Origin of the sequence: Leifsonia sp. 563 (assembly GCF_040545055.1) — a bacterium.
GTDB lineage: Bacteria > Actinomycetota > Actinomycetes > Actinomycetales > Microbacteriaceae > Leifsonia.
In genome coordinates this window covers 80,046-104,826 of record NZ_JBEPLE010000005.1, presented here as the reverse complement: position 1 = coordinate 104,826, position 24,781 = coordinate 80,046, and the positions used below count along the sequence as shown (strand labels likewise).

The 24,781-nt window shown below is 70.2% G+C and carries 19 protein-coding genes and 1 pseudogene; 13 read left to right on the top strand and 7 right to left on the bottom strand.

What is annotated here, in order from left to right; all coding sequences use genetic code 11:
• Nucleotides 1–39: 39 nt before the first annotated feature.
• Complete coding sequence (locus tag ABIC47_RS14610; protein ID WP_018190885.1) at nucleotides 40–966, top strand: ABC transporter substrate-binding protein; 927 nt, start codon at nucleotides 40–42, stop codon at nucleotides 964–966.
• Here ABIC47_RS14610 and ABIC47_RS14605 read toward each other — a convergent pair.
• From ABIC47_RS14605 to ABIC47_RS14595, 3 genes are all read right to left on the bottom strand, one after another.
• Nucleotides 959–1,648 (bottom strand): DedA family protein, encoded by a 690-nt coding sequence (locus tag ABIC47_RS14605; protein ID WP_354481398.1) that lies wholly within the window; start codon nucleotides 1,646–1,648, stop codon nucleotides 959–961. The two genes, ABIC47_RS14610 and ABIC47_RS14605, sit on opposite strands and share 8 nt — an antisense overlap.
• A gap of 86 nt (nucleotides 1,649–1,734) precedes the next feature.
• Nucleotides 1,735–2,691, bottom strand: a complete 957-nt coding sequence (locus ABIC47_RS14600) for a M56 family metallopeptidase (RefSeq protein ID WP_018190887.1) — start codon at nucleotides 2,689–2,691, stop codon at nucleotides 1,735–1,737.
• Entirely contained in the window at nucleotides 2,688–3,056 is a 369-nt protein-coding gene (locus ABIC47_RS14595) for a BlaI/MecI/CopY family transcriptional regulator (RefSeq protein WP_018190888.1), read from the bottom strand. Before ABIC47_RS14595 ends, ABIC47_RS14600 begins: the two co-directional genes overlap by 4 nt.
• Nucleotides 3,057–3,146: 90 nt before the next feature.
• Here ABIC47_RS14595 and ABIC47_RS14590 point away from each other — a divergent pair, with 90 nt between their 5' ends.
• The 4 genes from ABIC47_RS14590 to cydC are packed head-to-tail and all read left to right on the top strand — an operon-like array spanning nucleotide 3,147 to nucleotide 9,029.
• Nucleotides 3,147–4,559, top strand: coding sequence for a cytochrome ubiquinol oxidase subunit I (locus ABIC47_RS14590; RefSeq protein ID WP_354481395.1), 1,413 nt, complete (start codon nucleotides 3,147–3,149; stop codon nucleotides 4,557–4,559).
• Between the two features lie 13 nt (nucleotides 4,560–4,572).
• Complete coding sequence (cydB, locus tag ABIC47_RS14585; protein WP_354481393.1) at nucleotides 4,573–5,619, top strand: cytochrome d ubiquinol oxidase subunit II; 1,047 nt, start codon at nucleotides 4,573–4,575, stop codon at nucleotides 5,617–5,619.
• Between the two features lies 1 nt (nucleotide 5,620).
• On the top strand, nucleotides 5,621–7,309 hold the full coding sequence (gene cydD / locus ABIC47_RS14580; RefSeq protein ID WP_354481390.1) for a thiol reductant ABC exporter subunit CydD: 1,689 nt from the start codon (nucleotides 5,621–5,623) through the stop codon (nucleotides 7,307–7,309).
• The gene (gene cydC / locus ABIC47_RS14575) at nucleotides 7,299–9,029 is read left to right on the top strand and encodes a thiol reductant ABC exporter subunit CydC (RefSeq protein ID WP_354481387.1); all 1,731 of its coding nucleotides are present in this window, start codon (nucleotides 7,299–7,301) and stop codon (nucleotides 9,027–9,029) included. The genes cydD and cydC overlap by 11 nt, the downstream gene beginning before the upstream one ends.
• Nucleotides 9,030–9,054: 25 nt before the next feature.
• Here cydC and ABIC47_RS14570 read toward each other — a convergent pair whose 3' ends face one another.
• Complete coding sequence (locus tag ABIC47_RS14570) at nucleotides 9,055–9,855, bottom strand: aminotransferase class IV (protein WP_354481384.1); 801 nt, start codon at nucleotides 9,853–9,855, stop codon at nucleotides 9,055–9,057.
• A 17-nt stretch (nucleotides 9,856–9,872) separates the two neighbouring features.
• On the opposite strand from ABIC47_RS14570, the gene pabB reads away from it, so the two are divergent.
• The 3 genes from pabB (at nucleotide 9,873) to ABIC47_RS14555 (ending at nucleotide 14,940) form a co-directional block, all read left to right on the top strand.
• Nucleotides 9,873–11,273 carry an aminodeoxychorismate synthase component I gene (gene pabB, locus ABIC47_RS14565; RefSeq protein WP_354481382.1) on the top strand — a complete coding sequence of 467 codons (1,401 nt, stop codon included), beginning with the start codon at nucleotides 9,873–9,875 and terminating at the stop codon, nucleotides 11,271–11,273.
• A gap of 129 nt (nucleotides 11,274–11,402) precedes the next feature.
• Entirely contained in the window at nucleotides 11,403–14,027 is a 2,625-nt protein-coding gene (leuS, locus tag ABIC47_RS14560) for a leucine--tRNA ligase (protein ID WP_354481379.1), read from the top strand.
• Between the two features lie 250 nt (nucleotides 14,028–14,277).
• A complete protein-coding gene (locus tag ABIC47_RS14555) occupies nucleotides 14,278–14,940 on the top strand; it encodes a ComEA family DNA-binding protein (RefSeq protein WP_502910264.1) in 663 nt (220 codons plus the stop codon).
• Nucleotides 14,941–14,949: 9 nt separating this feature from the next.
• Here the strand turns inward: ABIC47_RS14555 and ABIC47_RS14550 are convergent, their stop codons facing one another.
• Nucleotides 14,950–15,981: a hypothetical protein gene (locus ABIC47_RS14550; protein ID WP_354481373.1), complete on the bottom strand. Its 1,032-nt coding sequence runs from the start codon at nucleotides 15,979–15,981 to the stop codon at nucleotides 14,950–14,952.
• A gap of 365 nt (nucleotides 15,982–16,346) precedes the next feature.
• On the opposite strand from ABIC47_RS14550, the pseudogene ABIC47_RS14545 reads away from it, so the two are divergent.
• Nucleotides 16,347–18,134 (top strand): annotated as a pseudogene (locus tag ABIC47_RS14545) (ComEC/Rec2 family competence protein); the annotation flags it as partial.
• A 608-nt stretch (nucleotides 18,135–18,742) separates the two neighbouring features.
• Complete coding sequence (holA, locus tag ABIC47_RS14540) at nucleotides 18,743–19,783, top strand: DNA polymerase III subunit delta (protein ID WP_354481371.1); 1,041 nt, start codon at nucleotides 18,743–18,745, stop codon at nucleotides 19,781–19,783.
• Between the two features lie 165 nt (nucleotides 19,784–19,948).
• Here holA and rpsT read toward each other — a convergent pair whose 3' ends face one another.
• Nucleotides 19,949–20,209, bottom strand: a complete 261-nt coding sequence (gene rpsT, locus ABIC47_RS14535; protein WP_018190901.1) for a 30S ribosomal protein S20 — start codon at nucleotides 20,207–20,209, stop codon at nucleotides 19,949–19,951.
• Between the two features lie 150 nt (nucleotides 20,210–20,359).
• A complete protein-coding gene (locus tag ABIC47_RS14530; protein ID WP_018190902.1) occupies nucleotides 20,360–21,241 on the bottom strand; it encodes an NAD-dependent epimerase/dehydratase family protein in 882 nt (293 codons plus the stop codon).
• Between the two features lie 87 nt (nucleotides 21,242–21,328).
• Between ABIC47_RS14530 and ABIC47_RS14525 the strand changes: the two genes are divergently transcribed.
• The 3 genes from ABIC47_RS14525 to ABIC47_RS14515 all read left to right on the top strand — a co-directional run bounded on the left by ABIC47_RS14525 (nucleotide 21,329) and on the right by ABIC47_RS14515 (nucleotide 24,780).
• A complete protein-coding gene (locus tag ABIC47_RS14525) occupies nucleotides 21,329–22,549 on the top strand; it encodes an amidohydrolase (RefSeq protein ID WP_354481367.1) in 1,221 nt (406 codons plus the stop codon).
• A gap of 72 nt (nucleotides 22,550–22,621) precedes the next feature.
• Entirely contained in the window at nucleotides 22,622–24,472 is a 1,851-nt protein-coding gene (gene lepA / locus ABIC47_RS14520; RefSeq protein WP_354481364.1) for a translation elongation factor 4, read from the top strand.
• 20 nt (nucleotides 24,473–24,492) lie between these two features.
• Nucleotides 24,493–24,780, top strand: coding sequence for a ubiquitin family protein (locus tag ABIC47_RS14515; protein ID WP_354481361.1), 288 nt, complete (start codon nucleotides 24,493–24,495; stop codon nucleotides 24,778–24,780).
• Nucleotide 24,781 lies beyond the last annotated feature (1 nt).

Genomic DNA, 24,781 nt, shown 5'->3' with positions numbered 1-24,781 from the left:
CAGCCTCCCGACCGGGAGCACCCAAGAGAAGAGAAGATCATGTTCGCATCGAAGAAGAGCCGCCTCGCGGCCGGCGTGCTCGCCGCCGGGGCGCTGCTCGCCCTCAGCGCCTGCTCGTCCGGTGGCGGCGCGTTCAGCAGCGACTCCGCCTCGTCCTCCAGCGACACCGTCACGGTCGGTTCGGCCGCGTTCGGCGAGTCCGAGATCCTCATGCAGATCTACGGCCAGGCGCTCGAGGCCAACGGCGTCAAGGTCGCGTACAAGCCGAGCATCGGCCAGCGCGACGTCTACCTCAAGGCGCTGCAGGACGGCTCCATCGACCTCATCCCCGAGTACAGCGGCAACCTGCTCCAGTTCTACGACAAGAACAGCACCGCCACCTCCAGCGACGACGTCTACGCCGGACTCAACGACGCCCTGCCGAAGGGCTTCGAGGTGCTCGACCAGTCGGAGGCGCAGGACGCCGACTCGTACAACGTCACCAAGGAGTTCTCGGAGAAATGGGACGTGAAGAGCCTCGATGACCTCAAGAAGGTCACCGACCCGTTGACCGTCGGCGCCAACCCGGAGTTCCAGACCCGCCCGTATGGCATCCCCGGGCTGAAGTCGGCGTACGGCGTCACCGCGACGCTCAAGCCGATCAGCGACTCCGGCGGACCGCTGACCGTCGCCGCCCTCAAGAACGGCGACGTCCAGCTGGCCGACATTTACACGACGACCCCGGCCATCAAGGACAACGGATTCGTCACCCTGAAGGACCCGAAGAACCTGATCGCCGCGCAGAACATCGTGCCGCTGATCAACAGCAAGAAGGCGTCCGACAAGGTCAAGGACGTGCTGAACAAGGTGTCGAAGGAACTCACCACCGAGGACCTCATCGACATGAACGGCGAGAACCAGGGGTCAAGCAAGACCCAGCCGGACGCCGTCGCCAAGAAGTGGCTCCAGGACCACCCGATCAAGTAACGGTTCGGTCGGCTCCATCAAGCGGCGGCTCGGGTTCCCGGGCCGCCGCTTCCATGTGTCGGCTCTCGCGCTTGCCGAGCACCTTCTTGACCACGAACACCACGATGATGAACAGCGCGATGACGGCGACGAAGGCGTATCCCGCCCAGTGCAGCTCACGCGACAGCTCGCGGTAGCCGCCGGCCGCGGCCGAGCCGACGCTCACGTAGGCGAACGCCCAGAGCACGCAGGCGGGAGCCGTCCAGGCCATGAAGGTGCGGTACCGCATCGGACTCATGCCCACGGTGAGCGGGATGAGCGAGTGCAGGACCGGGAGGAACCGCGACAGGAACACGGCGATTCCGCCGCGACGAGCGAGATACGCTTCCGCGCGGTCGAAGTTGCGGGTGCCGACGCGGCTGCCGAGCCGGCTGGTGCGGATGCGCGGGCCGAACCAACGACCGAGCGCGAACCCGAGCGACTCGCCGCAGAGCGCTCCGACGATGACGACGGCGACCAGTGCGACGTACTCGACCGGGTTGGCCACGCCGGTGCTCGCGACCAGCACGATCGTGTCGCCCGGGACGATGAGCCCGATCAGGATGGACGTCTCGAGCAGGATGCCGAGCCCGGCCAGCAGCGTCCGGAGGACCGGGTCCACACTCTGCACGAGGTCGAGCACCCAGGTCAGCGCGTCGTTCATGTCGTCCCTCCGGGCTGCGGCATAGCGGAAGCGTAGCGGCGCGGCCTGGCTCGTTGCTGCGAAGCCGGATGCGACCAGCGGCCGGATCAGCTGACGAGCACGACCACCGGCGGCACGACGACGAGCAACACCGTCGTCACCACCACGGTCGCGCGCAGCACGGGCCCGACCGTCCGGCGGCCGTCAGCCAGGCGCTCCTCGCGCGCGACGAGGGCGGCGCGCCGCTGCTCCGGCGTCCGGCGATCCTTGGGAGCGCCGAGGACGGCGCCCGCCTGCCCTGTCTCGTCGACGAGTCGGATCGCCCCCGCGAGCACGCGGTCTCCCGCCTCGTGGCGCGCGGTGTCGTCGGCGAGCATCTCCAGGAGCAGCGCGACGGCGTCCTGCGCCCGTGTGGCGATGGGGAACCAGGGGAGGGCGCGCTTCCAGGAGCGGAACGCATCCAGCAGCAGGTGGTGCTTCTGCCGCAGATGGGCGCGCTCGTGGGCGACCACCGCATCCAGCTGGTCGGGGGAGAGCAGCGCGATCATGCCCTCGGAGAGCACTGTGACGCTGCGCGCGCCCGGCAGGCAGTACGCGGCCGGCGCGGGATGGTCGATCACCCGGGTGGTCGGAGCGTCCGGCAGGGGAGAGGACAGCAGCCGCAGCAGCTCCATGTGCCGGTGGCGCTGGTTGCGGCTGCGAACGGAGGTGAGCGCGAGGTTCAGGAGGAGGTGGGCCGTCAGCAGCACGGCCGCGCTCAGCAGGAAGGCGTTGAGGAGGCTGGCGTCCGGCGGCAGGGGTCCGTGGAACAGCGACGCGGCCGCTCCGCCGATGCGCGACCACAGGTCGTCGCCGAACGGCTGCAGTCCCGCCAGCAGCAGTGAGCCGATCATCGAGATGCCTCCCGCGAGGGCGATCGACTGCCAGAGGGCGACGGCCAGCACGGGGGCGGCGGAGGGCCACTTGGCGCGCGCGAGCAGCAGCGGCACAGGCCAGGCGAGCGCGATGGCGAGCGCGCCCAGGAAGATCGCGCCGGCGAGCCCGGCGGCGGGGTCGCTGCTCACACGCTGCGGGCGTCGAGCAGGCGGCGCAGCACCTCGGCTTCGGACTCGTCGACAGAGCCGACGAAGTAGGCGAGCGCCTCGGTGCGGTCGGAGGACGACTCCAGCACTTCGCGCATCAGATCGGCGACGTGACCGGCGCGGGTCAGGGCGGCGTAGTACAGGTGCGGCCGGGCGTCGCGGTCGCGGGCGACGAACCCCTTGGCCTCGAGCCGGGAGAGGACGGTGAGGATCGTCGTGAGCGCCGGTGCCTTGCCGGTCTCGCGGGCCGCCGCTAGCTTGTCGCGTAGCTCACCCGCGGTGATGGGGGCGTCGCCGTCCCACAGGGCGTCCATGACGGCTCGTTCGAGTTCTCCGAGATTGGCCACGAATCCAGAGTAGCGCGAACAGGCTGAGAATGTTCTACACTTCGTAGAAGTTCAGTTCTACAATGTGTAGAAGAGGCGAAGGGAACTCACGTGAACGAACTGCTGGACCCGCTCCTACTCTCGCGTTGGCAGTTCGGGCTCACCACGATCTACCACTTCCTGTTCGTGCCGCTGACGATCGGCCTGGTCACGTGCACCGCGATCTTCCAGACGGCCTGGTACCGCACGGGGAAGGCGCACTACCTGCAGCTGACCCACTTCTTCGGCAAGATCTTCCTGATCAACTTCGCGATGGGCGTGGTGACCGGCATCGTGCAGGAGTTCCAGTTCGGCATGAACTGGTCCGACTACTCGCGTTTCGTCGGCGACATCTTCGGCGCTCCGCTCGCCCTGGAGGGGTTGCTCGCGTTCTTCCTGGAGGCGACGTTCATCGGGCTGTGGATCTTCGGGTGGGACCGCCTGCCGAAGGGGCTGCACCTGGCGACCATCTGGATCGTGTCGGTGGGCAGCATCCTCTCGGCCTACTTCATCCTCGCGGCGAACGCCTTCATGCAGAACCCGGTCGGCTATCACATCAACGCCGCGAAGGGCCGGGCGGAGCTCACGGATCTCTGGGCCGTGCTCACGAACAAGGTCGCCCTCGCCGCCTTCCCGCACACCATCTTCGGCTGCTTCATGGTCTCGGCCGGCCTCATCATCGCCGTCGCCGCCTGGCACCTCTCGCGCAACAACCACCTCGAGACGATGCGGCCAGCGCTCACGTTCGGCCTCTGGCTGATGGTCGGCGCGGGGATCGGCACGGTCCTGAGCGGCGACCAGCTCGGTCTCGCCATGGTCGAGACGCAGCCGATGAAGATGGCGGCCGCGGAAGCGCTCTACAAGACCTCGACCGGAGCCGACGCCTCCTTCTCGATCTTCACCCTCGGCACCCCGGACGGCGTGCACGAACTGTTCTCGATCCGCGTGCCGTACCTGCTGTCGTTCCTGTCGACGCACAGCCTGAACGGCACCGTCGAGGGCATCAACGACCTGCAGGCGCAGTACACGCAGCTCTACGGCCCCGGCGACTACACGCCGACCATCTGGATCACCTACTGGGCGTTCCGCTGGATGATCGGGCTCGGGATGCTCCACGTCGCCATCGCCGTCGTCGGCCTCTGGCTGACCCGCAAGGGCCGCACCCCGACCCGCGCCTGGCAGTGGAAGATCGCGATCTGGGCCATGCCGCTCTCGCTGCTGGCGATGATCGTCGGCTGGATCTTCACCGAGATGGGGCGGCAGCCGTGGATCGTGTTCAGCCTCATGAAGACGGCCGACGGCGTCTCGCCCGGCACGACGGGACTCGAGGTGCTGATCTCTCTCGTCGCCTTCACCGCCATCTACGGCACCCTCGCGGTCGTCGAGTTCAAGCTCATCAAGCGCGCCGCCCAGAAGGGCCCCGAGCCGATCGAGAAGCACCTCGACGACGCCGGCGAGCCCATCCCGGTCGCCACGGTCTACTAGGAGGAGCACGACAATGGATCTCGCAGTTCTCTGGTTCGGCATCGTCGCCTTCTTCTTCGTTGGCTACTTCGTGCTCGACGGCTTCGACTTCGGGGTGGGGATGGCGCTGCCGTTCCTCGGCCGCGACGACGTCGACCGCCGCGTGATGATCAACACGATCGGTCCGGTCTGGGACCTCAACGAGACGTGGGTCATCGTCGGAGGCGCCGCGCTGTTCGCGGCCTTCCCCGAGTGGTACGCCACGCTGTTCAGCGGCTTCTACCTGGCGCTGCTGCTCATCCTGCTCGCGCTGATCGTGCGCGGCGTGTCGTTCGAGTACCGGCACCAGCGCGCCGGCGCCCGGTGGAAGAAGTGGTTCGACGGGATGATCATCGTCGGCTCCGCGGTTCCCGCGTTCCTCTGGGGCGTCGCGTTCGCGAACATCGTGCAGGGCGTCGCGCTCGACGCCAACCACGACTACACGGGGACGCTGTTCGACCTCCTGAACGGCTACGCGATCGTCGGCGGCCTGACGACCCTCCTGCTGTTCTTCACCCACGGCGTCGTCTTCATCTCGCTGAAGACCGATGGCGACCTCCGCGTCCGAGCACGGCGGCTCGCCGCGCGCTCGGGAGCTGTGGCCATCGTGGTCGCGGCGGTGTTCCTCGGCTGGACGGCCATCTCGCACTTCTCGCCGGTGTTCCTCGCGCTCGCGATCTTCGCGGCGGTGGCGCTGGTCGCCTCCTGGATCGCCAACCTGCGCGGGGCCGAGGGATGGTCGTTCGGGTTCATGGCGGCCACCATCGCCCTCGCCGTCGTGTCGCTGTTCGCCGCCCTGTTCCCCGACGTGATGCCCTCCTCGCCGAACCCGGAGAACAGCCTCACCATCGCGAACGCGTCCAGCTCGCAGACCACGCTGACGATCATGACGTGGGTCGCGGCGATCTTCCTTCCGCTGATCCTCGTCTACCAGGGCTTCACCTACTGGATCTTCCGCAAGCGGGTGACGCGCGACCACATCCCGCAGGAGGCGCCGGAGGCCGGTGGCACCGACGACACGCAGCAACCCGTGACGGCCTGACGTGCGCCCGCTCGACCCCCGACTCCTGCGGTACGCTTCGGCGACCCGCGGCACCCTCGCCGCGGGCGCCGGGCTCGCGGTGCTGCAGACCGCATCCATCATCGCCTTCGCCTGGCTGCTGACGGATGTCGTGGTGCGCGCGATCGCGGGGGAGCCGCTCGCGAGCCTCAGTCCGACCATCGGCCTGCTGGGTCTCGTCGTGGTGGTGCGCGCGGGGCTGCTGTGGGCGGTCGAGTCGGTGTCGTCCCGCGGCGGAGCGCGCGTCGTGGGGCAGCTGCGGGAGCGCCTGGTCGCGGCGGTCGGACGGCTCGGCCCGGGGTGGGTCGCCCGCAGGAGCACCGCCGACGTCACCCTCGTCGCCGGCCACGGCATGGATGCGCTCGACGGCTATTTCGCGAAGTACCTGCCGCAGCTGATCGGCACCGCCATCGCGACACCCCTTCTGGTGCTGACGATCGGCTGGCGCGACCTCACCAGCGGGATCATCCTCGTGATCACGCTCCCGCTCATCCCGGTGTTCATGGTTCTGGTCGGCTGGGCGACCCAGGCGGCCCAGAAGCGGCAGTGGCGGGCGCTCTCCACCCTGTCGAGCGGCTTCCTGGATGTGGTCGCCGGGCTCTCGACGCTGAAGCTGTTCGGGCGGCAGCACCGCCAGGAGGCGCGGATCCGCCAGGTGAGCGAGCAGTATCGCGTTCACACCATGCGGGTGCTGCGCATGTCGTTCCTCTCCGGGTTCGTGCTGGAACTGGCCGCGAGCCTGTCCGTCGCGGTGATCGCTGTCACGATCGGGCTGCGACTGCTGGGCGGCTCGCTCGACCTCTCGGTCGGACTGTTCGTGCTGCTGCTCGCGCCCGAGGCGTTCCTGCCGCTGCGCAACGTGGGCGCGAGCTACCACGCGGCCGCGGAGGGCATCGAGGCCGCGTCGAACGCGTTCGAGGTGATCGAGGCGGCGGAAGCCGTGGACGCTGTGACGCCGGATGCGGATGTCGCCGCAGGGACCGGACTGGTGCTCGAGGATGTGCGGATCGCGTACGACGGGCGGACCGTCGTCGACGGCTTCAGTGCTGCGGTGCCGCCGGGGACGTTCGCCGTGCTCCGGGCGCCGAGCGGGGCCGGCAAGTCGAGTCTGGTGAGCGCGGTGCTGGGCTTCACCGCGTTCGAGGGCCGCATCCACGCGGGCGGCCGGACCGACGCGGTGGGGCGACGCGAGGCGATCGCATGGGCCGGGCAGCGGCCCGGGCTGCTCGCCGGGAGCATCGCGTCGAACGTCGCGCTGGGCGATGCGCCGGACGCCGCCGGCACGGATGCGCGTGTCGAAGACGCGCTGCGAGATGCCGCAGCCGCTGAGCTCGACCCGGCCCTGGAGCTCGGCGCAGGCGGATCGGGGCTGTCCGGCGGCCAGGCCCAGCGGGTCGCGGTCGCCCGGGCGCTGTATCGCCTGCGGTGGCGTCGGTGCCCTGTGCTGATCCTGGACGAGCCGACCTCGGCGCTCGACGCGGAGACGGAGGCCCGCCTGCTGCGCGCGGTGCGGCGTGCGGCCGACGACGGCGCGGCGGTGCTGGTCGTGAGTCACCGGCCGGCGGTGGCGGAGGCGGCGGACGTCGTGCTGACGCTGCCCGCCCGCGATGCGTCGGACGGGGCCGCCGCGAGCACGCAGTCCGAGGAGAGCGAGGTGTCCGGTGTCCGCTGAATCGAGGCTCCGAGAGACGCAGGCGCAGGGTGCCGCGGACCCCATGGAGGTGCGCCGCATCCTCCGGCTGGCCATCCCCTCCGCAGGTCGGCTGTGGGCCGCCATCGGGTTCGGCTTCCTGAGCGGCGGAAGCGCGGTCGCGCTGTTGGGCGTCTCGGCGTGGCTGATCACGCGGGCCTCGGAGCAGCCCGCGCTGATGTACCTGTCGGCCGCTGTCGTCGGCGTCCGTGCGTTCGCCCTCGGGCGCGCGTTCTTCCGCTATCTGGAGCGGCTGGCCGGGCACGACGCGGCCTTCCGGCAGCTCGGGACGGTGCGATCGCGCCTCTACGCACGACTGGAGCCGCTCGCGCCGGACGGACTGCGCGGTGTGCGCTCGGGCGATCTGCTGGCACGGCTGGCGGACGATGTGGACGAGCTTCAGAACCTCGCGCTGCGCGTGATCCAGCCGCTGGTGAGCGCGGGTCTGGTCGCCGTCGGCAGCATCGTCGCCGCCTTCCTGATCCTCCCGGCGGCAGGTGTCGCTCTGCTGGTCACGCTGGCGGTGGCCCTGGTCGCGGGGATGCTGGTGAACCGGTGGGTCGCGGGGGCCGCCGAGCGTCGCATCGCGCCGCTCCGCGCCGAGCTCAACGACGCCCTGCACGACCTGGTCGCGAACCTCGATGTCCTGACCGCATACGGGGCGCTTCCCGCGGCGCAGGAGCGCGTGCGCGCGGCCGGTGAGCGGCTGACAGCGGCGTCGCGCACGCGGGCGGTGGGTCTCGGCCTGACCGCAGGCGTGGTGTCGCTCCTCGCGGGCGCGGCGACCGTCTTCGGGCTCTCGGGAGGCATCCCCGCGGTGATCGACGGCTCGCTCGACGCCCCGGGACTCGCCGTGGTGGCCCTGCTCCCGCTCGCGGTCTTCGAGGTCTTCGGCACCGTCCCGCTGGCGTTCGGCGCCTGGCGACGGGTGCGGGCGAGTGCGGAGCGGATCGCGTCGGCGGCGCCGATCGAGGTACCGGACGGCGTCCCGGTGGATGCGCCGGACGGCCGGGCGCTGGTCGTGAGCGGTGACGTCGGCGGCGTCCCGGAGGTGCTGCTCGACGGTGTGTCGGCGCACTGGCCGGACGACGATCACGACGTGCTGCGCGAGCTCGACCTGCGGCTGCGGCCGGGGGAGCGCGTCCTGCTCACCGGCCCGACCGGTGCAGGCAAGACAGCACTCGCCCACGTCCTCACGCGCCTGATCGATCACACCGGCGATTACTCGATCGACGGCGTCCCGGCCCGCGACTTGCGCCAGGACGACGTGCGACGGGTGATCGGGCTGGTCGAGCAGCGGCCCTACCTGTTCGACTCCGATCTGCGCCAGAACCTGCTGTTCGCACGCGACACGGCGACGGACGACGAGCTGCTGGATGCGCTCGACCGGGTGGGGCTGCGCGGCTGGGCACTCGCTCGCGGCGGACTGTCTGAGCCGGTCGGCGAGCGCGGCGCCCTGGTGTCGGGCGGTCAGGCCCAGCGGATCGCGCTCGCCCGCGCGCTCCTCGCCCACTTCCCGGTGCTCGTCGTCGACGAGCCCACCGCGAACGTCGACAGCGCGGTCGCCGATGCGATCGTGCGGGATGTGCTGCGGACCGCGGCGGAGGACGGCCGGACGGTGCTCCTGATCTCGCACACGGACGTTCCGACCGAGCTGGTGGATCGGGTGGTGCGGCTGGAGGACGGCGCGCTGGTCGGGTAGCGGGGTCGTTGCCGGGCCGAGCGGATCAGGGCAGCGGTCGCGCCAGCGCGGCGAACCGCGCGCGCCAGGCGTCGGTCCGCGCGGGATCCTGCGCGAGAGCCGGCCCGCCCACCCATGCGGTGACGGCGCGGACGCCGTGCAGCGCATTCACGGCCCACAGCACCGCGCCCTCCAACTCCGACGGCCGGACGGCCACATCCTCGACCGGGACGCCGAGCGCAGCGGCCACACCGCGTACCGTGCGCGCGGCGACGCTGTCGACCCGCGGGAGCGAGAAGGGCGGCGCGAACAGTGCATCCCCGCGCCACCAGAGCAGTGCGGTCGTCGTGCCGTCCGACACGCGGCCGTGGTCGAGGATGATCGCCTCCTGCGCCCCTCGGCGCTGCACCCGCTGACGGAGTGCGCTGAGCCGATCGAGGTCCGGCCCCTTCAGGTGCGGGACGACGCGGGGGTCGGCGTCGGCGGTCGCGACCACCAGTTCGGAGGTGAGTTCCGGCGCCGTCCGCAACCGGAAGCGCAGGCGCAGGGCGTCCCGCGCACGCACGAGCTCCAACCGCGGAAACCAGTCGCCCTCGCGCGGCAGTGAACCGATCGCGGCCTCCCAGAACGCCTCGACCTCGGCGCGGTCGGCGAAGCCCTGCTCGCGCACGGTCTCGGCGAACCGGCTGCGGTGCAGCCCGAGCGCCAGCACTCGGCCGTCGCGGACCAGGAACGAGTCGGCGCCGAGCAGCTCGGTCTCCGTCACCTCGCAGTCGTCGCGCACGCGGAGCTCACCGCCCGCCCAGTCGGCGAGGGAGCTGACCGGTCCGGTGCTGTGCGTGTCCACTCGCCTAGGCTAGTCCGGTGCTCACCCCGCTCCGCGTGCAGCCGCTCGACACCTGGGTCGACCCGGCCGACGCGTTCGCGACGCTGTTCGGCGGCGCGGACGGTGTGGACGCGGTCTGGCTCGACAGCGGGGCCGAGGCCCTCAGCGGGCGGTCATACATCGGGACGGGCCGTGTGCGGATGACCGCGTCCGTCGCCGACGGCACGGTCACCGTCGACGGAGTGACGCAGCCCGGAGGCGTGCTGGATGCCCTGGGCGCCGACCTGGGGCTGTGGCACGGCGAGCAGGCCGAGCGCCTCGCCGCCCCGATCGGCTGGTGGGGGCGTCTCGGCTACGAGGCCGGTGCGTCGGCAGCCGGTGCGCCGGTCGCGGTGCCGGAGCACGGCCGCACGACCGACGCATCCCTTCTGTTCGTCGACCGTGTTGTCGTCTTCGACCACGCCGACCGGACGATCGAGATCATCGCCCCGGACGACGCCGACGGAACGGCCTGGATCGACGCGACCGTGCGCGCGCTGGCGACCGCCGCCGGTGCCACTGACGCCTACCTGGCCGCGCATCCCATCCCGCCGGCCGTCGCTCACTGGCGCCACGACGACGACGCCTATCTCGCCGCGATCGAGGCGTGTCAGGAGGCGATCAGGGCGGGCGATGCCTACCAGCTCTGCCTCACCAACCGTGTCACCGCGCGCGGCGCCGCCGCCCCGCTCGCCGTGCACCTGCGGCTGCGGCGGGCGAGCCCGGCACCGTTCGCCGGCTTCGTGCGGATCGCCGGGGAGACGCTCGTGAGCTCGTCACCGGAGGAGTTCCTGCGTGTCGACGGAGGTCGTGTCCGCACCCGCCCGATCAAGGGCACGCGGCCGCGCGGAGCCACCGTCGCCGCCGATGTCGAACTACGTGCGGAACTCGAGGCGAGCGAGAAGGAGCGCGCCGAGAACGTGATGATCGTCGACCTGATGCGCAACGACCTCGGGCGGGTGTGCGAGGTCGGCTCCGTCGAGGTCACCCACCTGCTCGCGGTGGAGAGCTACGCGCAGGTCCACCAGCTGGTCTCGACGGTCGAGGGCCGGCTGCGCCCCGGGCTCGGCGCGGTGGATGCGGTGGCCGCGTGCTTCCCGGCCGGCTCGATGACCGGGGCGCCCAAGCTGAGCGCGATGCGTATCCTGCACCGGCTGGAGGGCGGCCCGCGTGGGGCGTTCGCCGGGTGCTTCGGCTATCTGGGCGTGGACGGCACCGCACATCTCGCGATGGTGATCCGCAGTATCCACTTCACCGGCGACGGCGTCGTGATCGGCGCGGGAGGCGGCATCACCGCGCTGTCCGTCCCCGCGGAGGAGCTGGCGGAGGTGCGCGTGAAGGCGGCGGCGTTGCTGGCGGCGGCCGGACTCAGCGGCCGGAGCACGCCCACGGCGAACTGAGGGCGCGCTGGGAACGGACTGGACGTCGCCGACGTTTAGTAGTCTGGAGTACCGGGCGCGCGCCGCCCGTCCTCTTCCGTGCCGCCAGAAATCCCGACGCGGCACGACGGAACCGAGATTGAGAGTCACGTGGCACACGAGCACGACGCAGCCGGCACCACGGCAGCGAGCACCCCCCAGCAGACCGGTCGCGCCCACGACGAGCGCGCCGCCTACGATTTCGCCGCCATCCAGGACAAGTGGCTCCCGGTCTGGGAAGAGCTGCGGCCGTTCGCGACCGACGACCCCGCCGACAGCCGCCCGCGCAAGTACATCCTCGACATGTTCCCCTACCCGTCGGGCGACCTGCACATGGGTCACGCCGAGGCGTACGCCCTGGGCGACGTGATCGCGCGCTACTGGCGCCAGCAGGGCTTCAACGTGCTGCATCCCATCGGCTGGGACTCGTTCGGCCTGCCTGCCGAGAACGCCGCCATCAAGCGCGGCCTCGACCCGGCCGGCTGGACCAACGACAACATCGCCCAGCAGAAGGCGAGCATGCGCCGCTACGCGCCCAGCTTCGACTGGGACCGCGTGCTGCAGACCTCCGACCCGGCGTACTACCGCTGGAACCAGTGGCTGTTCCTGAAGCTGTACGAGAAGGGCCTGGCGTACCGCAAGGCGAGCCAGGTCAACTGGTGCCCGTTCGACCAGACGGTTCTGGCGAACGAGCAGGTCGTCGGCGGCCGCTGCGAGCGATGCGACAACCTGGTCACCAAGAAGAAGCTGACCCAGTGGTACTTCCGGATCACGGACTACGCCGACCGCCTGCTGGACGACCTGAACCAGCTGGAGGGCGCCTGGCCGTCCAAGGTGATCTCGATGCAGCGCAACTGGATCGGGCGGTCCACGGGTGCGGACGTCACGTTCCGCATCGAGGGCCGTGACGAGCCGGTGACCGTCTACACGACGCGTCCGGACACGCTGTACGGCGTGACGTTCATGGTGGTCGCGCCCGACTCCGACCTGGCCACCGAGCTGGTCGAGGGCGCGCGCCCCGAGGTTCGCAAGCGCTTCGACGACTACCTGGATGTGGTGCGCGGCACCACCGAGATGGACCGCCTGAGCACGGAGCGCGAGAGGACCGGTGTGTTCCTGGAGCGTCACGCGATCAACCCGCTGACCGGGGAGCGCATCCCGATCTGGGCCGCCGACTACGTGCTGAGCGACTACGGTCACGGCGCGATCATGGCCGTGCCCGCGCACGACCAGCGCGACCTCGACTTCGCGCGCGCCTTCGACCTGCCGGTGCGGGTCGTCGTCGACACGACGCAGCCGATCACCGGTGCGATCCCGGTCATCCACACGGATCCGGAGACCGGCGAGCCGATCCTGCCGGAGGAGGCAGCGCTCGAGAACCCGTCCGAGACGGGCGTCGCGCTGACCGGAGAGGGACGCCTGATCAACTCGGGGCCGTTCGACGGCCTGAGCAAGTCCAACGCGATCCGTCGCGTGACGGAAGCGCTGCAGGCGTCGAACCTGGGCGCACCGGCGAAGAACTTCCGCCTGCGCGACTGGCTGATCTCGCGGCAGCGCTACTGGGGCACGCCCATCCCGATCATCCACTGTGAGCAGTGCGGCGAGGTGCCCGTGCCCGAGTCGGAGCTGCCCGTGCTGCTGCCGCCGGCAGACGGCCTCGACCTGCAGCCGAAGGGCACGAGCCCGCTGGGCGGAGCGACCGACTGGGTCAACGTCTCCTGCCCGAACTGCGGCGGACCGGCCAAGCGCGACACGGACACGATGGACACGTTCGTGGACAGTTCCTGGTACTTCCTGCGGTTCCTGTCGGCGAACGACGACACCCAGGCGTTCGACCCGCGCGAGGCGGAGAAGTGGGCGCCGGTCGACCAGTACGTCGGAGGCGTGACCCACGCCATCCTGCACCTGCTGTACGCGCGCTTCATCACGAAGGTGCTGTTCGACCTGGGCTACATCAGCTTCACGGAGCCGTTCACGGCGCTGCTGAACCAGGGCCTGGTGCTGATGGACGGCTCGGCGATGTCGAAGTCGCGCGGCAACCTGGTGAAGCTGTCCGAGCAGCTGGACGAGCACGGTGTGGATGCGGTGCGCCTGACCATGGCGTTCGCCGGCCCGCCGGAGGACGACATCGACTGGGCGGACGTCTCGCCGTCGGGAAGCGCGAAGTTCCTGGCGCGCGCCTGGCGGATCGCGGACGACGTGACCAGCGCGCCCGACGTCGTCTGGAAGACGGGCGACCCGGCCCTGCGTCGCGTCACCCACCGCTTCCTGGCCGACGCGCCCGGACTGGTCGAGTCGTTCAAGTTCAACGTGGTCGTCGCCCGGCTGATGGAGCTGGTCAACGCCACGCGTAAGACGATCGACTCCGGGCCCGGTGCGGGCGACGCCGCCGTCCGCGAGGCCGCCGAGGTCATCGCGATGGCGCTGAACCTGTTCTCCCCGTACACCGCGGAGGACATGTGGGCGAAGCTCGGCTACGAGCCCTCGGTGGCGCTGGCGCAGTGGCGCAAGCCCGACCCGACCCTGCTCATCGAGGAGTCGGTGACCGCGGTGGTGCAGGTGGACGGCAAGGTGCGCGACCGCCTGGAGGTCTCGCCGAAGATCGCGTCGGACGAGCTCGAGGCCCTGGCGCGCGGTTCCGAGGCCGTTGTGCGCTCGGTCGGCGACCGCGAGATCGTCAACGTGATCGTGCGCGCACCGCGACTGGTCAACATCGCGACGAAGCCGCGCGGCTGAGCGCAGCGCGGCTGAGCGCAGCGCCCGTCTGAGCGGGCGCGTCATCGGAAGCGCCGGGTTGTTCACAGCCCGGCGCTTCCGTCGTCTCTCCACGGATGCGGTGGTGGTGGGGTTCTGTGGCGGCGGTGCTTCGTAGCGTGAGGGGATGCGACACCGTGCCGAGCCCTCAGCCGTCGGTTCCGGCGTGCCCGAGCGGTCCGGTTCGGAGTCGGGGCCGCGGCCGGACGTCGGTGTCGAGAGTCTCGAGCCGATGGAGGCGGCCGACGGCCGGGGTTCGCGGCGGGTTCGTATCGGTGTTGGCGCGGCGATCGTGCTGGCGATCGTCGCAGCGGTGGTCGCCGTGCTGGTGTCGGCGACCGCGCAGCAAGGGGCGTCGATCGACCTCGGAGCGACGCTGCCGCCGTCCGCCGGCGCGAGCGGCATGCCGACGTCGGGGCCGTCCGCGGCTGGCGGGCGGCTGCTCCTGCACGTCACGGGCGCGGTGCGGGAGCCCGGACTCGTCGACCTCCCGGCGGGGTCCCGGGTGGTGGATGCGGTCGCCGCCGCCGGGGGAGCAGCCGACGGCGCCGACATCGCCGCGGTGAACCTCGCCCGGCCCGTCGCCGACGGAGAGCAGCTGGTAGTGCCGCGGATCGGCGACCCGCCCCCGGTGGGCGGAGCTGCATCCGGTGGGCCGGCCGCAGGGACGGGCGGCGCGGGCGGTGCGACGGGTGCGCCTGGCGTGCCGGTGAATCTCAACACGGCGACGCCGGCGGAGTTGGAGACGCTGCCGCGGATCGGCCCGACGCTCGCTCAGCGGATCGTCGACTGGCGGGCCGCGAACGGCCGGTTCGGCGCCGTCACGGACCTCCTGAAGGTCTCCGGGATCGGTCAGAAGCTCTTCGACGGCCTCAAGGATCGGGTGGTCGTCTGATGCCCGTGGTCAGCCGAGGGCTTCCTCCAGCGCTTCCTGAAGGCGGTCGTCGACCATGATCGACACTTTGCCGTTCTCGTCCATCGATGAGACTCGGGTGACCTGCTGGTTGCGTGAGAACAGCACGTCGGCGGATATGACGCCGCCAGGGGGGAGGCCACCGCTGAGGACATGCTGGGTGAGACTCACCAGGTGCTCGACGGCGGCCATCGTCTCCGGCCCGGTGATGGGGACAGCGATGATCATGTGACGGTGTGGCAGGGTGAAAAGCGTCCCCAGAGGAGCGGCACCGAGCACGGCGGGGAGGTTCGCGGCCTTCGACGCTGTGAACAGCGAGTCGCCGGCGATGACGTGGATCCCCTCGACAGGCTCGATGCGCTCGTCGACGGGTTCCCGGTCGGTGTTGAGCTGCCCGTACGCGTACAGCTCGTCCACGCTCAGAGCGAGGTCGTCGACGTCGGAGTCGTCGATGAACTTCACCGTGGTTGGAAAATCGACGCAGAGGGCGAGAATCAGATCATCGGTGAACGGTCGCGCATAGTGGAACGTCGGTTCGTTCGGGCCGCCCACGCCGCCGGGGAGGATCCGCGTTCGCACCTGCCGTCGTAACTGGTCGGCGGACAGCTGCGTGGCTGCCGGGGTGTTTCGTGCGTCGAGCAGATTGTCGATGTGCTGAGTGACCACCGTCACAGCCTGATCTGCGGTCGCACCGTGGGTCTTGGCGAAGGCGTTGAAGAGCGGATACAGCTGGCCGTCGGCGGCGATCAGCCTGACGTCCTCCGGTTCGGCACCGTATTCGATAGTCGTCTCGACGCCTCGCTCAGCGAGAATCCGTCTGGCTGTTGAAGTCACCCATTCGATGCGATCCGGCGGCTGCGGCTCGTCCTTGCGGCGTCGAAATAAACCCAATGGTCCTCCCCGTGTCGTCGTCAGCGTAGCAAGCGCATGCGGTCCGGGCGTCGCATCGACGACCCGAATATGCTCACTACCGAGCACAGCGTCCGAGGTGTCGGGCGCTGGGACGACATCGGAGCGGGGCATCAACGTGCAACGCTTCGCCTCGAGTCTGACGGCGCCTTCACCGCGGGCAACCGACACTGGGAACGGCAGAGATGCTCATCGACGGGTCCGGCTCCCGGATGACGATCGAGACACCGGTGGGGCCGATCGATGACGGTGTGAGGTTCTCGTTCACGCACACTTAGCGGCTGTATCGTCCACACTCCGATGGCTCTGGCAGTTATCCACTGATCAGTGGTCGTCGGGATGGGGCACCTCAGTCGGTTCCTAGCGTGAAGGGATGCGACACCCACCTGACTCCCTTTCCCGACCCCGCGGCGCTTCCGTACCAGACGTCGCCGCAACCGGGCTGGTTCGGTTGATCGTGGGCGGCGAGAAGTCGTCCGATGCCTGATCTGCGGCTCGCCCTGCCCGCGTGTGCGCTCTGGATCGCGGTAGCAGTGCTCATCGGCGTACCGGAGCTCGCCCCGGTCGTCGCTCTCGCGTCCAGCGCGATCGCCATCGGTGCTCTCGCATGGCGTGTCCGGTTGGCGGTCGGTCCTCCACGTCGGTCGTCGGCACGCTCCTCGCGTGGTGGGCTCCCGCTCGTCGCGTTGGCGCTCGTCGGGGTGGCCGTCGGTTCCGTGGCGGTGGCTGCACAGGCTCCGGCGCGTGAATCGCCCGAGATGGAAGCTGCGGCGTCACGATCGGAGACAGTCTCGATCCTGGTGCGGGTCGAGCGGGCCCCGCAGCGGGTCGCGGCAGGATTCGACGGGGGCGCCCGCTGGAGTATGCGCGGCCGGACGGAGGGCGGAGGGGCGTCTATCCCGGTGTCGGTGTTGTTCGGCGCGAGCGAGCACGACGCCCGCGCCTGCGCGTTCGGAGCAGTCGTCCGCGTCCACGGCACCGTCCGACGGGCGGAGCCGGGGGAGCCGACGACGTACATGGTCAGCTCGCGAGACGACGTGGCCGTGGCCGCTGCTCCGCCGCCGTGGCTCGGCTGGGCGGCGTCCGCGCGCGAGACCTTCGCGCGAGCCGCGGCGTCGACACCGGGTGACGGCGGCGCGCTGCTCCCCGGACTCGCGATCGGTGACGAGACCGCTGTGTCGGTCGACCTCGACGAGGCGATGAAGGCGGCATCGCTCAGCCACCTCACGGCCGTCTCGGGTGCCAACTGCGCTCTCGTCATCGCCCTGGTCTTCGGCCTCGCGCGTCTGGCGGGGCTCGGACGCCGCTCGCGCATCCTGGCAGCCGCCGCAGCCTTGGCCGCCTTCGTGGCGCTGGTCGGACCGGGAGCGAGCGTCATCCGGGCGGCTGTCATGGCGGCGGCGCTGCTGATCGGATTGGCGCGCGGCCGGCCTGCGGACGGCATTCCTGCCCTCGCTCTCGCGATGGTCGTTCTGTTGGTCCACGATCCCTGGCTGGCGCGCGACTACGGCTTCGTGCTGTCGGTACTCGCCACGGCTGGGCTGCTGGTCCTCGCGGGACCGTTGAGCCGACTCTTCACCCGCTGGATGCCGCAGTCGCTGGCCATCGCCGTGGCGGTCCCCACGGCCGCCCAGCTCGCCTGCCAGCCGGTGCTGCTCCTGCTCGCGCCGACGCTGCCGCTGTACGGGGTGCCGGCGAACCTGCTCGCCGAGCCGGCGGCACCGGTGGCCACGATGCTCGGCTGCATCGCGTGCGCGTTGCTTCCGCTGACGCCAGGACTCGGTCAGGCGGTGATCTGGATAGCGTGGCTGCCTTCTGCCTGGATCGCCCAGGTCGCGGTGTTCACGAGCCGACTTCCTGGTGTCGCGGCGCCGTGGGCGCCGGGGCTGGTCGGAGTGTTGTTGAGTGCGGCGGTCCTCGTCGCGGTCGCCGTGATCGTCCTCGGGCGGAACTCCTCCCGGGTGGCCTCGATCGTCGCCGTCGTCGTCCTGTGCGGGGGAGCGGTGGTCTACCTCGCGACGCTGGGCGGGGGGCTCGTCGGGCGCGCGCTCGCACTTCCGCCCGATTGGCAGCTCGCCGCCTGCGACGTCGGCCAAGGAGACTCCCTGCTGATCCGCGACGGCGACGCCGTCGCCATGATCGATGTCGGGCGGGAGCCGGAGCCCGCGGCGGCATGTCTCGACCGCCTGGGCATCTCCCGCATCGACCTCCTCGTGCTGAGCCACTTCGATGCCGACCACGTCGGCGGGCTGTCCGCTGTGGCCGGTCGCGTCGAGCACGCGATCGTTCAGCGCCCGGTGCGCGATGCCGACGAGCGCACGCTCGCGATCCTCCGGGCGGCGGGAGTGCCGACCGAGCACGGCTACGCAGGATTGTCGGGACGGCTAGGAGGCGTGAGCTGGCGCGTGCTCTGGCCGCCGGCGCAGCCCACAGGCGGCCAGGAGGACACAGGCAATGCGGGAAGCATCACGCTGGAGACCGACGGCCGCGGCCTCCGTACGGTCTTCCTGGGCGACCTCGGCGAGGAAGCGCAGGATGCGCTCATCGCGGCCGGCGCTTTGCACCCGGTGGATGTCGTGAAGGTCGCGCACCACGGATCCGCGGACCAGAGTCCGGACCTGTACCGTCGGCTTCACGCCAGGCTGGGGCTGGTGTCGGTCGGCGTCCGCAACGGCTACGGGCATCCGACGGCGTCCGCGCTCCGGATGCTGGCAGACAGCGGAACGGCCGTCGCTCGCACCGACGAGCAGGGGATGCTCCTGGTGTCGGCGACGTCCCCGGCCCGCACGGGTCCGGCGGTGCGGCTCTGGAGTGAACGCACGCCGGACAGCACTGACAGTGGCCGCCCGTATCCTGGATATGGACGAGGAGGAATGTGGCCACCCGAAGCAGCAGCAGAACCGGTGCGGGCAAGACGCGCGCCGCCACGAGCGCGATCCCGCAGCTTCCCTGGAACCAGGTGCGTGCCGCGCCGATCGTCCTCGTCACCGGAGCGGAGGCCTTCCTCGCCGACCGAGCCGTCCGCACGCTCCGTGACGCACTCAAGGCCGAAGATCCCAGCCTCGAGATCAGCGACCTCCACGCGGGCGACTATGCCCCCGGCGAGCTGCTCACACTCGCGAGCCCCTCCCTGTTCGGCGAGCCGCGCCTGATCCGAGTGGAGGCCGTCGAGAAGCTCAACGACGCGTTCCTCTCGGACATGCTCGCCTACCTCGAATCGCCGGCCGACGGCACCATCGTCACCCTCCGCCACGGGGGAGGCGTCCGGGGCAAGAAGCTGCTCGACGCGATCCGCTCCGGCACCGGCGGCGGAATCGAGATCGTCTGCGCCGAGCTCAAGAAGGACGCCGAGAAGTACGACTTCGCCCAGGCCGAGTTCGCGGCGGCCGGTCGCAAGGTGACCCCGGGCGCATTGCGGGCGATCACATCGGCGTTCTCCGACGACCTCGCCGAGCTGGCCGCCGCCTGCCAGCAGCTGCTCTCCGACTCGTCGGAGCAGATCACCGAAGCCACCGTCGACAAGTACTACGGAGGTCGCGTCGAGACGAACGCCTTCCAGGTCGCCGACGCCGCGATCGCCGGCCGGCACGGCGAGGCTCTCGTCACCATGCGGCACGCGCTTGCGTCGGGTGCCGACCCCGTCCCGATGGTGGCCGCTTTCGCCAGCAAGATCCGCACCATGGCCAAGATCTCCGGCGCACGCGGCGGCTCCGGTCAACTGGCGCAGCAGTTCGGCCTGGCGCCGTGGCAGGTGGACCGCGCCCGCCGCGACCTGGCGGGCTGGACGGAGGACGGGCTCGGTCGCTGCATCGAACTGCTCGCCGAGACCGATGCCAACGTCAAGGGCGGCGGCCGCGATCCGGTGTTCGCGCTCGAGCGCATGATCCGCATCATCAGCGCGCGCGGCCGCGGCTGACGCTGTGGGCGCGCCCGGTCGCGCCCACGGGGTTCGCACCCGCACACCGCGCGCACGCACATCCCGCGCGCGCATGCCCCGCACACGCAGAGAGCCCCCGCCCGGACCGAAGTCCAGGAGGGGGCTCTCTCGCGGCGCGGGACAGGTCCCGCTGGCGGTCGTCGCTTAGAGCGCGGCGACCTGCTTGGCGATGGCCGACTTGCGGTTCGCCGCCTGGTTCTTGTGGATGACGCCCTTGCTGGCCGCCTTGTCGATCTTCTTGGCGGCGACGCGCAGCGCCGCGGTCGCCTTGTCCTTGTCGCCCGACGTGACGGCCTCACGGGTGGCGCGGATGGCGGTCTTGAGCTCGCTCTTGACGGCCTTGTTGCGCTCCTGGGCCTTCTTGTTGGTGCGGTTGCGCTTGATCTGCGACTTGATGTTTGCCACGAATGGTCACTTTCGTTCTGGATGAGTTAGGGATGTGCCGCTCAGCGGAGAGGGCGCCTTGCGGCGTTTCGTGCGGACACATCCACACGCAAGCCAACAAACAACATTACCAGCGCAGACCGCCCAGCGGCAAAACGGTGCGGATCGCGGTCAGACGCGAGCCGGCGCGTAGGACCCGACGAGCAGCTCCTCGAGCAGGCTCGGGCCGTTCGGCTCCCAGCCCAGGTCGATGCGCGGGCGGGTTCCGCGCGCCTGCTGGTCGAGCAGCAGCGCGTCCGTGAGCGCCTCGCCCAGGCGGCCGCGCGACTCGTCGACCGACTCGGCGGCGACCCCTCCGGCGATCCCGGCCGCCTGTGCGGCGGCCTCCCCGAGCTCCCGAACGGTCGGGTTCTGCCCGCCCGCCCCGATGTAGGTCGCGCCGGCCGCGCCCTGTTCCAGTGCGAGCACGTATAGGGCGGCGAGGTCGTCCACGTGCACCGTCGCCCAGTGCTGCGATCCGTCGCCGATCAGGCGGAGGGCGGGTACCGTGCCGGAGCCGCGGGGCGCATCCACGATCACGTTTGCGAGGCCCTTGCCGTGTCCGTAGACGATCGACGGGACGACCACGGTACCCCGCACACCCTCCGCGTCGCGGACGAGCTGCTCGGCGGTTGCGCGCCAGGCCGTGAGCGCCGGCGGCTGCGCGGGCGACTCCTCGGTGATGTCGTCGTTGTCGCCGTACGTCCAGATTCCTCCGGTGTGCACGAACGGCTTGCCGGTGCCGGCGAGTCCGGCGAGGACCGCCGGCACGAGCACCGCATCGACATCCTTCGACGACGCCAGGTGGATCACGCCGTCGCTCTCGCGTGCCGCGCGCTCCACCAGGGCGGCGTCGGCCGCGTCACCCACGAGTGCTGTCGCGCCGGCAGCCCGCACGACGTCCGCCTTCTGGTCGTCGCGCACGAGCGCTGTGACGCTGTGGCCCTCGTCGAGGAGCCGGGGGAGGACAGAGGATCCGATGAAGCCGGTCGCGCCGGTGAGCAGGATGTTCATATCGTCCACAACACGACCGTCCTTCGAACATTCCCCAGGTCCGCTGTTCGGCGCGGCCCGGCGGAAGGGCGCGCGTAGGCTCGTTCCATGACCACCTCCAGCATCGCCATCGTCAACGGTTACGTCGTCCCCGTCTCCCAGGAGCCGATCGAGAACGGCGTCGTCCTCGTCACGGACGGGGTCATCGACGCGGTCGGAACGGCGTCAGACGTCACCGTGCCGGACGGCGCGACGGTGGTGGATGCGGCAGGCAAGTGGGTTCTGCCCGGGTTCATCGAGTCGCACGGGCACGTGGGCATCCATGAGGAGGCGAACGGTCCCGCGGGCGACGACACCAACGAGATGACAACGCCGAACACGGCCGCGGTGCGCGCCATCGACGCCATCAACATCGACGACGAGGGCTTCCGCGACGCCCTGTCCGGCGGGGTGACCTCGGTGGTCGTGAAGCCCGGGTCGGGCAACCCCATCGGCGGTCAGACCGTCGCGATCAAGACCTGGGGCGGCCGGATCATCGACGAGCAGGTGATCCACGAGGCGGTGAGCGTCAAGTCCGCTCTGGGAGAGAACCCGAAACGGGTCTACGGGGCGAAGAACGCCACGCCGAGCACGCGGCTCGGGGTCGCGATGATCATCCGCGAGGCGTTCGTCGCCGCCCAGAACTACCGGGTGCAGCGCGAGAACGCCGAGCTCGAGGGCAAGCCGTTCGAGCGCGACCTGGCGAAGGAGACCCTGGCGCGCGTGCTCGACGGCGAGCTCGCCTGGGACCAGCACACCCACCGCCACGACGACATCGCCACGGCGCTGCGCCTCGCCGACGAGTTCGGCTACCGACTGGTCGTCAACCACGGCACCGAGGCGCACAAGATCGCCGACGTGCTGGCCGAGCGCGACATCCCGGTCATCTTCGGCCCGATGTTCACCTCGCGGTCCAAGGTCGAGCTGCGCGACCGGGCGATCGCCAATCTGGCGACCCTGGCCAAGGCGGGAGTCCGTGTCGCTATCACCACGGACCACCCGGTCGTCCCGATCAACTTCCTCGTATACCAGGCGGCCCTCGCGGTGAAGGACGGCCTGCCGCGGCAGACCGCGCTCGAGGCGCTGACGGTCAACCCGGCCGCTTTCCTCCGCCTCGACGACCGGGTCGGCTCGCTCACGCCAGGTCTCGACGGCGACGTCGTCGTCTGGTCGGGCGATCCGCTGGACGTGAACTCGCGCGCCGAGCGCGTCTACATCAACGGCGCGGAGGTCTACCGGTTCGAAGACGGTCGCGGGCAGGTGGTGGAGCGCGCTGAGCGCTTCGCCTGAGCACGCGGCCCGCAGTGCGTCCGGTCACCGGTGCGTCCGGTGGCCGGACGTTCATGGGAGAATGGCCGGACGATGTCACCACGAGCTCTTCAGGCCCTCGAGCCCGCCGCGACCGACCCGGCCTCCATCCGCAATTTCTGCATCATCGCGCACATCGACCACGGCAAGTCGACCCTGGCCGACCGGATGCTGCAGATCACCGGCGTGGTGTCCGACCGGGACATGCGCGCCCAGTACCTCGACCGCATGGACATCGAGCGTGAGCGCGGCATCACGATCAAGAGCCAGGCCGTCCGCATGCCGTGGCAGGTCGACGGCGACACCTTCGCGCTGAACATGATCGACACCCCGGGGCACGTCGACTTCACCTACGAGGTCTCCCGGTCCCTCGCCGCGTGCGAGGGAGCCATCCTGCTCGTCGACGCCGCCCAGGGCATCGAGGCGCAGACGCTCGCGAACCTGTACCTGGCGCTGGAGAACGATCTCACGATCGTGCCCGTGCTCAACAAGATCGACCTGCCCGCGGCCGACCCGGACAAGTACGCGCAAGAGCTGGCGAGCCTCATCGGCGGGAAGCCCGAGGACGTGCTCCGCGTGTCCGGCAAGACAGGGATGGGCGTCGAGGCCCTCCTCGACCGCGTCGTCGCCGAGATCCCGGCCCCGGTGGGCGACGCAGACGCCCCGGCCCGAGCGATGATCTTCGACTCCGTCTACGACAGCTACCGCGGCGTCGTGACCTACGTCCGCATGGTGGACGGCAAGCTCCAGCCGCGCGAGCGCATCCAGATGATGTCCACCCGCGCCACGCACGAGATCCTCGAGATCGGCGTGTCCGCTCCAGAGCCCACCCCGTCGAAGGGTCTCGGCGTCGGCGAGGTCGGCTACCTGATCACCGGTGTGAAGGACGTTCGCCAGTCGAAGGTCGGCGACACGATCACGACCGCCGCGAAGCCCGCGACCGATGCGCTCCCCGGCTATACCGAGCCGAAGCCCATGGTGTTCTCGGGCCTCTACCCGATCGACGGCAGCGACTACCCGGAGCTGCGCGAGGCCCTCGACAAGCTGAAGCTGTCGGACGCCGCCCTCGTCTACGAGCCGGAGACCTCGGTCGCTCTCGGTTTCGGCTTCCGCTGCGGCTTCCTCGGCCTCCTGCACCTGGAGATCATCACCGAGCGGCTGTCGCGTGAGTTCGGCCTCGACCTCATCACCACCGCCCCGAGCGTGATCTACGAGGTCACGACCGAAGACAAGAAGACCGTCACCGTGACCAACCCGAGCGAGTTCCCAGGCGGCAAGATCGAGAAGGTGGAGGAGCCAGTCGTCAAGGCCGCCATCCTCGCGCCGAAGGACTACGTCGGCGTCATCATGGAGCTCTGCCAGAGCCGCCGCGGCTCGCTGCTGGGCATGGAGTACCTCGGCGAGGACCGCGTCGAGATCCGCTACACGATGCCGCTCGGCGAGATCGTCTTCGACTTCTTCGACCAGCTGAAGTCGAAGACCGCCGGCTACGCCTCCCTCGACTACGAGCCGTTCGGCGAGCAGGAGTCCGACCTCGTCAAGGTCGACATCCTGCTGCAGGGAGAGACGGTGGATGCGTTCAGCGCGATCGTCCACCGCGACAAGGCCTACGCCTACGGCACGATGATGGCGTCCCGCCTGCGCGAGCTGATCCCGCGCCAGCAGTTCGAGGTCCCCATCCAGGCCGCCATCGGCGCACGTATCATCGCGCGCGAGAACATCCGCGCGATGCGCAAGGACGTCCTGGCCAAGTGCTACGGCGGTGACATCACCCGCAAGCGCAAGCTCCTCGAGAAGCAGAAGGAGGGCAAGAAGCGCATGAAGATGGTGGGCCGCGTCGAGGTCCCCCAGGAGGCCTTCATCGCGGCGCTCTCCGGCGACACGGAGAAGAAGGACAAGAAGTAGCCGCCTGAAAGGTGAGACACGTGGGCTCCTATCGCTTCCAGGTCGCGAGCGACGTCTCCACACGGGATGGCTTGGCGATCGAGCTCGTTGACGACAGCGGAGAGCGCCTCCTGGAGGTTTTCCGCGACGACGACAACGGCGGCGAACTCACCTTCAACTCCTTCGGGACGGTCAGCGTCAGCTTCGAGGCCGCGGCGGAACTGATCGAGATGGCGCGCCGCAAGTTTGTGCTCCCCGAGTCGGATATGGGGCCGGGCGGTGCTCCCTTGCTCGGTTCGGGTCGCTGGCCTAAGCAGGACACAGAATAGT